The organism is Hwangdonia sp. (genome assembly GCF_048381975.1).
GTDB classification, from domain to species: domain Bacteria; phylum Bacteroidota; class Bacteroidia; order Flavobacteriales; family Flavobacteriaceae; genus Hwangdonia; species Hwangdonia seohaensis.
Window position 1 is genome coordinate 71,966 of record NZ_JBLWYT010000007.1, and the last position, 12,261, is coordinate 84,226.

The window sequence follows — 12,261 nt, forward strand, 5'->3', positions numbered from 1 at the left end:
AGTTATGGCAACCACAAGAACACATGCATTAAAAGAATGGGATACATTGCATAACAATGGCCCTTTTCCGTTAAAAACACTTTATGTCACAGAGTTGGAAGGCGATGGAAACATACCTGATAAAATAGATAGGTATAACGATGCCGCCGCAGAAATCCAAAGGCTTATAAAAGAAACTAATGCGGCCAACCAAGGGTTTCGCGCTTACGGGTCGGCATGGTCCATGAACCATATTGCGCACCATAAAGACAGAATGCACTATAACGGGTTTATGAATATTCATGTACCAATGGTTACAGAGCACCTTCACGCCAACACGCGTTTTGATGCCTCGAATTTATTTTTATTCGAATGCGGAACGATTATTAAACGGGTCTCCGAAGTGCTTTCCGCTCACGGCAAATCCTTAAAAACCACGGGTGCAAGTAATGGGCAAACCATTGCCGGTTGTATTTCTACGGGTGTTCACGGTTCGGCGCTACAGGTTGGTGCCGTTCAAGATTATGTGGTGGGCCTCAATTTAATTATTGGCCCCGACGAAAACGATGTGGTGTATTTAGAACGCCATACAGACCCTGCATTAAACGATGATTTTGCAAAAAAAATAAGTAAAAGAATCATCAGAAACGATAAATTGTTTAATGCGGCTTTGGTGGGCCTGGGGTCGTTTGGGTTTATTCATGGCGTTGTTATTGAAGCCGAACCTCGATTTTTATTAAAGCGTTACGTTAAAAGAATAAATAAAAATATGGCACTTCAATTAGCCGATACCTTAGACTTTAAAAATTCATCATTTAAAATCCCCGAAGAAACTGATGCCCAAGGTTTTGGTCTTACACCTTATCATTACAAAGTATTTATCAATCAATACAGCAACGAACCAAATTATGTGGTAGAATTAATGTATAAGAAGCCTTATAAAGCTGATTATAAAGATCCATTTCCCATCATCAAACAATCCTTGTATCGCGATTTAATTCACTTATTTACCAAAATGGCCGAACATTTCCCCAAAAGTATTCCTTGGTTGGTAAAACGATTGCGAAAAACCATACTACCAAAAGTAGATGAAGAATTAACGGGAACACTTCCAGAAATTTTTTGGGATGCGCCATACCAAGGGCCAGCCTATGCCTGTTCGGTTGGGGTAGACCATAAAAATTCATCAAAGGCTTTAAAACTGCTTGCCGATTTAACAAATAACGAAGGGCCTATTCCCGGGATATTCGCCATGCGCTTTGTAAAACAAACAAAGGCAACTTTGGGTTTTACAAAATTCCCCGTAACCTGTATGCTGGAAATTGATGGCGTGCTTTGGAATAAAACCAGAAAAATTATGAGCCTCACAGAATTTTCCAGACGCATTATTGAGGTTTTAAAAGAAAACGACATTCCGTTTACCATACATTGGGGAAAAAATAGCGATTGGGCGTTTCCGGGGTTGGTAAACCACATGTTCGATGCCGATAAAATTAATGAATGGAAAGCCTGCAGAAGTGCGTTGTTGAGTGACGATATGGCGGAATTATTCTCAAATAAATTTTTAAAAACCATTGGGTTGGCCGATAAAGAATTACCCATAAATGAGGATTTAATAGCATCATTATAAAACAAAAACCATGGAAGCCAAACCAAATTTTCCGTTCAAAACATTAATCTGGGCCGTATTTGCTGTATTGGCCATTTTAATGTTCAGAACCGAACTGAGACAACTTATTACCAATACGGAAGAATTCAGCCTTTTTGGTGTGGAATTAAAGGCGAGTGAAGAAAAAGCAAATAAACTGAATGATTCCATTCAGAATTTTGAGACTACAATTGCCGAATTATCAACCCAATTAATCAGCCAACAAAATAAAATCAACGATTTGGATAACCTTAAAGCGCAATTGCAAAAAGATTTAGAGAATTGTCCGGATGCTCAAGCAGCTTCAATGAAATTTAATGCGCAGGTTACCAAAATATTTAATACCAATAAAGATTTAAAATATAAATCGGATAAATTGATAAATACAAAAATCTTAAAAGGCATAAGCTATAGTGTCAAGCTGATTGTGCCCTCAAATATGGTAAACGCTGATGTTTTTGTAGATGGAAAGCAAGCGAATATTGTAAGCAAATCGGGAATTTTTATAACCGTTAGCGTCGTTAAGAAAAATAGCAGTCACCGTTTTGAGTTAAAAGATGGAACCAAACGCTGTGTTACCAACCAGTTGATTACAAAAAACGAAACAGAGTTACCAATGGTTTGTAATTCTTAAATCTGATTTAAAAGTTTGAATAATGAAATTAAAACCCATGAGAAATAATGTTAACATGTTCATTAAAAGCTTAGGCCTTATACTAATTGTGGCAACCCAGTTGGTTGTTACGGTACAAGCTCAAAATTCAAAAACTAACGTGTACGTATGGGATTTTAAAACCGGCGACGAAACCATTGAAAAATATGCCGAAAAATTCACAGACGACTTTGAAACCGAACTTATTAAGTTGGATAAATACACCGTATTGCAACGTCGGAATCACAATTTGGTTTTGGCCCACCGAAACATGGAAAACGCTATTTCCAACGTTAAAAATTTGCCCACCGAAACCGTTGACAAATTAAAAACCATAAAAGCGGAAATGGTGGTTTTTGGCGAATTAATGGAAGATACGGATAGCGGCATTTACGAAGTCACGGTGTTTTTCCAAAATTTAGGCAACGGCGAAATTCCGAAAAAAGAAAGTGTCATCATTCAAAAAGCTTTGATAAAAAGCAATACGCACCGAAAGGATTATATGAAAAATTTAATAGGAAAACTTCATGCAAAAGAAATTATAGAAGCGAAAAACAAACAGTTCGGTTTTATTTCAAAAAAAATGGACACTTATATGATTAGGGTTAAGGATGTTCAAACAGCGTTTGATGATACTATCGTTAATGCTTTAGATTATGAAGAATACTTTAAAGATTTAGAAAACACGATAAAAGCGTACAACAGCATTTTTTCTGATTTAAATGATAATGGTGAAAAATACCTTTTGGATTTTGAATCGGTTTTCGGAAAAGCCTATGGAAAGGATTTTGAATCAGTTTATAAAGGCATTATAGACGATATTCATAAAAAACACATCCTTAAACTAAATGACATCAGAAAAAAAATATGGGATTATCAAAAAAACCAGAACAATAAAAAAGAACGTGAAAGGATAAAGAAAGACATAATAAGAGATTCAAAAAATTCAACCATAGGATTAAATACGGCAATTGATAATGTTGAAAACGACATGGACAAGCTTTTTTCTAAAATAAAAGAAGACTTGAGAGAATCATAAAATTAACTAAAACGCACAAACATGGAAACGCTTAATGTAATTAAAAAATCAATCGTAATTACCTTTGCAAGTATTATTTTGGCTTGTGGTGCAGAAACCCTAGCAGCTATTGTTTTTATTCCAGCCTTTACTGCAGGATGGCCAGTTGTTGGAGTTCCTGATTACACTATTAATTTGCAGAGCGATGATGAAGGCTTGGAATCGGGTATTATTTTTGGCGATGAATCAAATCACCCAACAGATGCCGATAAACAATTCAATACATTGGATGGCAGTTTTAATGGACTTAATATCGAATTTACCATTAATAGACCAAATGATGTGAAAATGAAATATACAGGTAAAATGATACCTATTAGCGATGAGAACCATACCATAATACGAATGGAATTAAATTCATCTGAAGGTGCATTGGTTTTGGGTTCAGAATAAAAAGCACTGCTTTAACCACTAATTACATATGAAAAAAATACGTATTCTATCCATAGATGGCGGCGGTATAAGAGGCATTGTTCCCGGTATTATCCTATCTTATATTGAAACCCAATTAAAGGAAAAAACAGGCGATCCCAAGGCATCGGTTGGTGCGTATTTCGATTTTATTGCTGGCACAAGCACTGGAGGCATTTTATCTTTACTATATGTGTGCCCCGATAAAAATGGAAATTTTAAATACGGGGCCAAAGATGCTCTTGGTATTTATTTGGATTTAGGAGACGATATTTTTGAGTTGTCCTTAATGAAACAAATTCAAAGTGTAGGAGGTATTACTGATGAAAAATATTCAGAAGTGGAGCTCGAACATGCTTTGGATTTGTTTCTAGGAAACACAACCCTAGGTAAAGCATTGCGACCTTGCCTGATAACAAGCTATGATATTGGCAACCGAAAAAGCTTTTTCTTTTCAAGTATTAATGCCAAAGATGAGGTCTGCGATTTTTTAATGCGCGATGTTGGAAGGGCAACTTCGGCAGCTCCAACTTTTTTTGAGGCCGCAAGAATTAAATCGGTTTTTGGTGGCCCTTACGCACTTGTTGATGGTGGCGTGTTTGCCAATAATCCTTCGTTGTGCGCTTATGCAGAGGCCAGAACCATTAATTTTTCTGAAGTATTGAAAAACCCTGAAAAGCCCGATAAACCAAGCGCTAAAAACATGCTAATTGTATCCATTGGGACAGGCTCTGTAAAACGGCCCTATACATACGACGAGTTTAAAGATGCAGGCATGGTAAAATGGATCAGGCCGTTAATTGATATTATGATGAGCGGCAATGCCGAAACGGTAGATTACCAATTAAAAAAAATATTTGAAACCTTGCCCAAAAAGCACTGTCAGGATTATTACCGCATTCAACCAAAATTGATAAATTCCAATCCGGAAATGGATAAAGCCGATAAAGAAAACATCATAGCACTGCAAGAAGATGGTTTTTTAGCCGTAGCCGATAATAAAATACTGCTCGACGAGATTGTTGATAAGCTTATTGCTAATGAGTAGCCTTTACTCATAAAATTTTTCGTTCAATACAATAGTCATTTGAGACTTGAATATATTGGTGATTTAGCCATGAAAACTGAAAAATAATAGGTTGATAAAAATCATTCCTTTATAATATCTTTTTATTCGTATTAAATACACAATTCCCTCTCCACTTATAGCATAACAACCCCATAAATCCCTAAAAATGGGGATTGATAAACTTACTTTTAATAAATACCTTTCAAGGAGTGAAAAAAATGCTTTGTTCCAGCGTATTCGCATGTAAAATCTAACGCAATGATTTTTGAAGTACTACAAATTATAACTGAAGATGTTAATAATTTTTTTGGAGACAGTCCCGTGTCGCTCGATAATATTGCGTCGGTAGCTTCAGAGCAAGGCGATAATACGGGAGCTTCATCAGATATCATTTTATCCCTACTTAATTTACAGGAAGAGGCTACGCTTAAAAACAAACCCAATTATGCGGTTGAAGGCACGCGGATTTCCTACAAAAATAACATTGTAAACCTTAATCTTTATGTCCTTTTCAGTGCCACTAACGATAAATATGATGAGGCTCTAAAAAACCTATCGAAGATTATTGAGTTTTTTCAAGGAAAAAAGGTGTTCACCCAAGGCAATACCGTTTATAATAGAGATGATGTGTCGATGAGCAAAATCACCAATTTTAGGTTTGTGGTCGATTTGTTTACCCCAACTTTTGAGGAACTCAATTTTGTTTGGGGCACATTGGGCGGCAAGCAAATACCGTCCGTAATGTACAAAGTGAGTCTGGTTGAAATAGAACGGGAGGCCATTCTGGGCAAAGGCGGTTTAATAAGTCAGGTAAATGGCGATTTAACACACAAAAACTAATGGCATTTAGCACCACATATAAACCGTTGTTTGAAGTGGAGTTACTGCATGATTATTTTTTGAATGATGGCACTACGGCTTTTTCAACATTAAGTGATGCCGACAAAAAAAAGCGCCTGAAATTAATCGATATTTCAGAGTTTATTGAGATTGTCCCGTCTCAAGGCACCCTTGATAAAATGGCTGGTCACAAGATCGTTTTTAAAAAACATAAAAGCGGATTGTCGGCCTATTGTAAACTGGTGAACGCATCGCAAAACACACCATTTATACCGATACCGAGCGACTTTAAATTAACTTTTATAATTAGGGTTGCCGACTCGTTTTTTGGCAACTATACCGAACTTACTGTTGGCGGTACTAATATTTTCTTTTTTGGAAATACAAAACCAAGTACCGAAGGAGCAGGTTTCGAGTACATCGCTAAAAACACCGATAGCACTCATGTAACAGATGCTTACCAATTATCTGCCGCAGGAACAACGGCACTATTGGAAAAATTAAAAGACCAAAATAAAATAGGGGTTTTCGGGATTATTGAGTTAACCATGACCGGTGATAACAGCGATTTAAGCATCTTAACCACACTTGGCGATTTAAGAAGCCAATTGCCCACATTTAAAATTCATTTTAAAAACAGAGAGACGTTTTGGCGTTACAAACGCGTTTCAGACGATTCGGAAATTTTCACAACGGCTACGACAAATCCATTGACCAAATACGGTTTTATTGAGGTGAATCATGCCGGTGATAAATTTCCGAATCCAAGCGCCAATCATCTCATTCCAGATAATAATAACTTTTTTTCAGAAATATACATTTAAATTAAGAAACCATGGCAAAAACGTACAGAACACCAGGAGTTTACGTCGAGGAAATTTCAATATTTCCTCCGTCGGTAGCTCAAGTAGAGACCGCAATACCTGCATTTATTGGCTACACAGAAAAAGCAGATAAAGATACCAATAGCTTAGTGCTAAAACCCACAAGAATAACGTCGCTTCTGGAGTACGAAACGTACTTTGGCAAAGCGTTAAACGAAGCCAATATAACCGTAACTATTGACGATGAAATTGATAGCACCGGACCAACACTGCTCAATCGCAGAATAAGTGTCGCCGAAGGTGCTACCCAACCGTATTTAATGCACTACGCCATGCGTATGTATTTTGATAATGGCGGTGGCCCATGTTATATAACCTCTGTAGGAGATTATACGGCAAGCATTAGCTTAACCGATTTAACCAATGGGCTCAATGCTGTTAAAGCATTCGACGAGCCCACGTTATTTGTTTTCCCGGATGCCATAAATCTTGGTACGGCTGCGAACTATTATACCTTAATTAATAGGGCCATGACCCAATGTGTCGATTTAGGCGATCGCTTTACCATTATAGATATGTATGGAAACGATAGTGCTAATTTAAGAAGCAGCAATACCTTGGGTAGCGGCACCGACCTTTTAAAGTACGGCGCTTCGTACCATCCCTTCCTTAAAACAGTATATAATTTTGCTTTTGATGCGGCCGATGTTACCATAGCGCATAACACGGTTGATGAAACTGCAACTGCCGGAACGGGACAATTTGATGGCGGTAATTTAAGCGATTTAGAGGATAGCACTTCGGCGTCTTTCGATTTGGTAGCCTTCAATCAAATTAAGTTGGAAATCAACAAAAAAACAGTCACTTTACCACCAAGTTGCGCTATGGCGGGTATTTACGCTAAAGTAGACAGCAATCGCGGTGTTTGGAAAGCACCCGCAAATGTTTCGGTAAGTTCCTGTTTAGAGCCCACCATAAAAATCACACACGAGCAACAAGAAGGATTGAATATTGATACCTCGGGCAAATCCATTAATGCCATCCGCACCTTTGCAGGAAAAGGCGTTATTGTTTGGGGCGCAAGAACGCTAGCAGGTAACGACAACGAATGGCGATACGTACCCGTAAGACGCTTTTTTAACATGGTTGAAGAATCTGTAAAAAAAGCCACCGAGCAATTTGTTTTCGAACCAAACGATGCCAATACATGGATTAAGGTACGGGCAATGATCGAGAACTTTCTAACCCTGCAATGGCGTGCAGGTGCGTTGGCAGGAGCAAAACCCGAGCAAGCTTTTTACGTTCGTGTTGCTTTGGGCGAAACCATGACGGCACTCGATATTTTGGAAGGCCGCATGAATGTTGAAATAGGAATGGCCGTTGTGCGTCCAGCAGAATTCATCATTCTTAAGTTCTCTCATAAAATGCAAGAAGCATAATTTTTAAAACATCATAATAATTTAAAAAACACAAAATCATGGCAGATTATCCGTTAGCAAAGTTTCATTTCTCAGTAGATTGGGGAGGAACGAAAATAGGTTTCACTGAAGTTTCAGGACTGGATGTAGAAACAGAAGTCATCGAATATAGAGAAGGCTCAAGTCCTGAATACAGTAAAATAAAAATGCCCGGGATGCAGAAATTTTCAAATATTACTTTAAAACGAGGCACGTTTAATAGTGATAACGAATATTTTGACTGGTGGAACACCGTAAAATTAAATACCATTGAAAGACGAGACATCACCATCAATCTTCTAAATGAAGAGCACGAACCAGTGGTTACATGGAAAGTAAAAAATGCATGGCCTACAAAAGTACAATCCACAGACCTAAAAGCCGATGGCAATGAAACCGCTATAGAATCGGTAGAAGTTGTGCACGAAGGCTTGGTTATTCAAAATGATTAAATATGGGATTGTTACCGCCTATTACGAGCTTTCATTTTTCGGTGATTTTTCTCGATTTGCAGCCTAATATCGAAATTGGTTTCCAATCCGTTAGCGGACTTTCGGGTACTATTGAAACAGAAACGGTTGCCGAAGGAGGAGAAAACCGATTTAAGCATCAGCTTCCAACAGGCATTACGTTTCCTAATTTGGTGCTAAAACGAAGTTTGCAAATAAGTTCAAGCGTCACGGCTTGGTGCGAAGATGCTATCGAAAAATTCATCTTTAAACCCATCGATCTGTTGGTTATTCTTCATAACGAGCAACACTTGCCGTTGTATTCATGGAAAGTGGTACATGCCATTCCGGTGAGTTGGTCGGTGTCCGATTTTAACGCGGAGAACAGCGAATTGGCCATTGAAAGTTTAGAGCTTAAATACCAATATTATCAGTCCATTTCAGCAAACGACCTTATACCATTTTAAGTTTTCAAAATTATGCCCATTGAAATTAAAGAATTACATGTTAAGATTAATGTCGATAACGATGTCGATAAAAAGTCAAATGCCAGAGCGAATTCAAACGGTAATAAAGAACAAATCGTTGCAGAATGTGTGGATCAGGTTATGCAAATCATATCAAATTTTAAAGAACGATAAACCATGTTTTCTACAGGCGAACTTACAAAATTGAAAATCATTGCTTATAGCGACGACACGTTTGAAAACGAGGTTAGCGATGGCGAATTTACCACGCTAATCAATCCGGAAAAATACGCCTTTAATTATAAAATTGAACAAAACGAAGACCAAGCACAGGGCACTAGCGCAACGGCACCAAGGTTTAACAAAATTCTGCCAGAGCATCTCGATATTAATTTTGTTTTCGACCGCACGGGTGCTATAAAAACCTCCGAAGCCTCAGAAGATGGTGTTATTGAGGACATCGAGCAATTTAAAAAAGTGGTGTTCGATTATAATGGCGAGCAGCACAAACCCAATTATTTAAAAATTGCGTGGGGCACGTTGCTTTTTAAAGGAAGCTTAACCGAAATGAGTATTGAATACAAGCTCTTTAATCCGGATGGCACACCAATTAGAGCTATGGCCAATGTTAAGTTTCAGGGTACGGCCGAAGAAGATTTGCGATTGGCAAAAGAAAACAACCAATCGCCGGATTTAACACATCTAAGGACTGTAAAGGACGGCGACACCTTGCCGTTGATGTCCTACAGGATTTATGGCGATTCCAAATACTATTTGGAAGTAGCTAAAGCTAACGGTATTACCAATTTTAGGCAATTAGCCATTGGGCAGCAACTTGTTTTTCCGCCGATACAGAAAACCTCGTAAATTATGAACAACAGCAGAACCATACAAACCTCAAAAAGTCCCGACCTTATCACGTTTAAAGTGCTTGTTGAGGGCGAGGAGCTTTCAAAAAAGTATCAGGTTAAACACCTTCTGGTCAATAAAGAAGTGAACAGAATTGCGTCTGCAACAATAACCTTGATTGATGGTGATGCGGCAAAACAAGACTTCGAATTAAGTAATGAAGATTTGTTGATTCCAGGAAAAAAAATAGAGATTACTGCGGGGTATCATTCTGATGAAGAAACCATTTTCAAAGGTCTGGTCATTAAACATAATTTAAAAATCAGAGCCAATTCCTCGTTGCTCATAATTGAATGTAAAGACGAAGCCGTTAAACTAACCATTGGTAGAAAAAGCAAATATTATTACGAGAATACAGATAGCGATATTTTCGAAACCATTATAGATACGTATGGTTTGGAAAAGGATGTAGAAACCACCAACCAAACGCATAAAGAACTTGTACAATACCATACTTCCGATTGGGATTTTATGGTGTCGCGAGCACAAGCCAACGGTAAATTGTGTTTTACTGATGATGGTAAAATAACGATTATGAAACCCAAGGTGGATGACGAAGAGATTGAAACCATTAGCTTCGGGGCAACTTTATTGGATTTTGATGCCGAAATCGATGCCAGAAGCCAAGTAAAAAAAGTGTCGAGTTATGGTTGGAATCCTTCCGATCAGGAAATCATTGAAATTGAAGCCAACGATCCAAACATTCAACTTAATGGCAACCTGTCGTCGTCAGATTTGGCATCTATTATAGATTTAGACAATTTAGAATTAAGGCACGGTGGCGAGGTAAGCGATGTTGAGTTGCAAGATTGGGCAGATGCCAAAATGCTGTTTCAACAACTGGCAAAGGTTCGGGGCAAAGTAAAATTTCAAGGTATTCCTGCCGTAAAACCAGGAACCTTGTTAAAGCTTGAAGGTGTGGGCGACCGTTTTAACGGAAAAGTATATGTAACGGCCGTAAGGCATCAAATTGCAGAAGGCAATTGGACTGTCGATGCGCAATTTGGATTAAACCCAGAGTGGTTTTCCGAAACTTTTGACATCAGTCCGCAACCCGCATCGGGCATTATTTCAGCAATCAACGGACTGCAAGTGGGCATCGTTTCCCAGTTGCAGGACGACCCCAATGGCGAAGATCGCATTTTAGTACAATTGCCCATAATCAATAACGAAGAACAGGGCATTTGGTGTAGAGTATCCTCGTTGGATGCGGGTGATTCCAGGGGGGCATTTTTCAGGCCCGAAATAAGCGATGAAGTGATTGTGGGTTTTATAAACGACGATCCTAACGATGCCATTGTTTTAGGCATGCTTCACAGTAGCGCGAAACCAGCGCCCATTGTAGCATCGGATGATAATCACGAAAAAGGATTTGTATCGCGCAGCGACATGAAAATTATGTTTAACGACGATATAAAATCAATCACCATTGAAACTCCGGCAGGTAAAAAAATTACCATGGATGAAGACGCGGGAAGCATTATTATTGAAGATGATAACTCCAATATACTCACTATGGATTCCAGCGGTATTGCCATGGAAAGTGCTGGGGATATTCAAATAAAAGCGAGTGGCGATGTTAATATAGAAGGTAGCAATGTTAGGGCCAAAGCGAACATTCAATTTAAGGCAGAAGGCTCTGCGGGTGTTGAAATGTCGTCTAGCGCAACAGCCGTTTTAAAAGGCTCATTGGTGCAAATTAATTGATGCCTCAAACCTATAAATAAAAGACATAGAAAATATAGAATAACAATAAACAATAAAAATATATGCCAGCAGCAGCAAGAATAGGAGATATGCACACTTGCCCTATGGTAACGGGGACAGTGCCACATGTTGGCGGTCCCATTTTACCAGCGGGCGCACCCACTGTACTTATTGGTGGTATGCCCGCAGCACGGGTTGGCGATATGGCAGTTTGCGTTGGCCCACCGGATACCATTATTGCGGGGTCTGCAACGGTACTTATTGGTGGTATGCCGGCCGCACGCATGGGAGATTCTACCGCGCATGGCGGTGTAATAGTATTGGGCTTACCCACGGTTTTAATAGGATAATTATGGATAATAATAAATCATTTTTAGGGACAGGTTGGAGTTTTCCTCCAGAATTTGACAAGGCTAAAAAAACAGTGGTCATGACTTCGGACGAGATAGATATTAAAAAAAGCCTCGAAATTCTATTGGCTACAAGATTGGGCGAACGCATCATGCAACCCACTTATGGCTGCAACCTCGAAGAATTGATGTTTAAACCTTTAAATACCACCTTAAAAACATTTGTTGTCGATTTGATTAAGACCGCTATCCTGTACCACGAACCTCGAATTGATGTTGAAAAAATAGATATCGATCCCACCAACGAATTACAGGGCGAACTGCTAATTGTAATAGATTATCGCGTAAGAGCCACAAATTCCAGAGCCAATTTGGTGTATCCGTTTTACAAAGCCGAAGGTACTGAAACCTAAAACCCAAA

The 12,261-nt window shown here is 38.6% G+C and carries 15 protein-coding genes; all 15 read left to right on the top strand.

Annotated features, from left to right (window positions below; genetic code table 11):
* Window positions 1-4: 4 nt before the first annotated feature.
* A complete protein-coding gene (locus ACN5J7_RS12885) occupies window positions 5-1,609 on the top strand; it encodes an FAD-binding protein (protein WP_418604227.1) in 1,605 nt (534 codons plus the stop codon).
* A 10-nt stretch (window positions 1,610-1,619) separates the two neighbouring features.
* Complete coding sequence (locus ACN5J7_RS12890) at window positions 1,620-2,261, top strand: hypothetical protein (RefSeq protein ID WP_311942402.1); 642 nt, start codon at window positions 1,620-1,622, stop codon at window positions 2,259-2,261.
* 22 nt (window positions 2,262-2,283) lie between these two features.
* The gene (locus ACN5J7_RS12895; RefSeq protein WP_418604228.1) at window positions 2,284-3,318 is read left to right on the top strand and encodes a hypothetical protein; all 1,035 of its coding nucleotides are present in this window, start codon (window positions 2,284-2,286) and stop codon (window positions 3,316-3,318) included.
* A gap of 21 nt (window positions 3,319-3,339) precedes the next feature.
* Window positions 3,340-3,750, top strand: a complete 411-nt coding sequence (locus ACN5J7_RS12900; protein WP_418604229.1) for a hypothetical protein — start codon at window positions 3,340-3,342, stop codon at window positions 3,748-3,750.
* A 28-nt stretch (window positions 3,751-3,778) separates the two neighbouring features.
* The gene (locus ACN5J7_RS12905; protein ID WP_418604230.1) at window positions 3,779-4,816 is read left to right on the top strand and encodes a patatin-like phospholipase family protein; all 1,038 of its coding nucleotides are present in this window, start codon (window positions 3,779-3,781) and stop codon (window positions 4,814-4,816) included.
* Window positions 4,817-5,095: 279 nt separating this feature from the next.
* Window positions 5,096-5,677 carry a DUF4255 domain-containing protein gene (locus tag ACN5J7_RS12910; protein WP_311942417.1) on the top strand — a complete coding sequence of 194 codons (582 nt, stop codon included), beginning with the start codon at window positions 5,096-5,098 and terminating at the stop codon, window positions 5,675-5,677.
* Complete coding sequence (locus ACN5J7_RS12915; protein WP_418604231.1) at window positions 5,677-6,501, top strand: hypothetical protein; 825 nt, start codon at window positions 5,677-5,679, stop codon at window positions 6,499-6,501. The genes ACN5J7_RS12910 and ACN5J7_RS12915 overlap by 1 nt, the downstream gene beginning before the upstream one ends.
* 11 nt (window positions 6,502-6,512) lie before the next feature.
* Entirely contained in the window at window positions 6,513-7,940 is a 1,428-nt protein-coding gene (locus ACN5J7_RS12920; protein ID WP_388012773.1) for a phage tail sheath C-terminal domain-containing protein, read from the top strand.
* Window positions 7,941-7,978: 38 nt separating this feature from the next.
* Window positions 7,979-8,410 (top strand): phage tail protein, encoded by a 432-nt coding sequence (locus ACN5J7_RS12925; protein WP_311942429.1) that lies wholly within the window; start codon window positions 7,979-7,981, stop codon window positions 8,408-8,410.
* A gap of 2 nt (window positions 8,411-8,412) precedes the next feature.
* The gene (locus ACN5J7_RS12930) at window positions 8,413-8,874 is read left to right on the top strand and encodes a phage tail protein (protein WP_388012777.1); all 462 of its coding nucleotides are present in this window, start codon (window positions 8,413-8,415) and stop codon (window positions 8,872-8,874) included.
* Window positions 8,875-8,886: 12 nt separating this feature from the next.
* Window positions 8,887-9,048 carry a DUF5908 family protein gene (locus ACN5J7_RS12935; protein WP_418604232.1) on the top strand — a complete coding sequence of 54 codons (162 nt, stop codon included), beginning with the start codon at window positions 8,887-8,889 and terminating at the stop codon, window positions 9,046-9,048.
* Between the two features lie 3 nt (window positions 9,049-9,051).
* Window positions 9,052-9,741, top strand: a complete 690-nt coding sequence (locus ACN5J7_RS12940; RefSeq protein WP_418604233.1) for a CIS tube protein — start codon at window positions 9,052-9,054, stop codon at window positions 9,739-9,741.
* A 3-nt stretch (window positions 9,742-9,744) separates the two neighbouring features.
* Window positions 9,745-11,490, top strand: a complete 1,746-nt coding sequence (gene vgrG, locus ACN5J7_RS12945) for a type VI secretion system tip protein VgrG (protein WP_418604234.1) — start codon at window positions 9,745-9,747, stop codon at window positions 11,488-11,490.
* A 62-nt stretch (window positions 11,491-11,552) separates the two neighbouring features.
* Entirely contained in the window at window positions 11,553-11,840 is a 288-nt protein-coding gene (locus tag ACN5J7_RS12950; protein WP_311942447.1) for a PAAR domain-containing protein, read from the top strand.
* 2 nt (window positions 11,841-11,842) lie between these two features.
* Window positions 11,843-12,253, top strand: coding sequence for a GPW/gp25 family protein (locus ACN5J7_RS12955; RefSeq protein WP_311942450.1), 411 nt, complete (start codon window positions 11,843-11,845; stop codon window positions 12,251-12,253).
* Window positions 12,254-12,261: the final 8 nt, after the last annotated feature.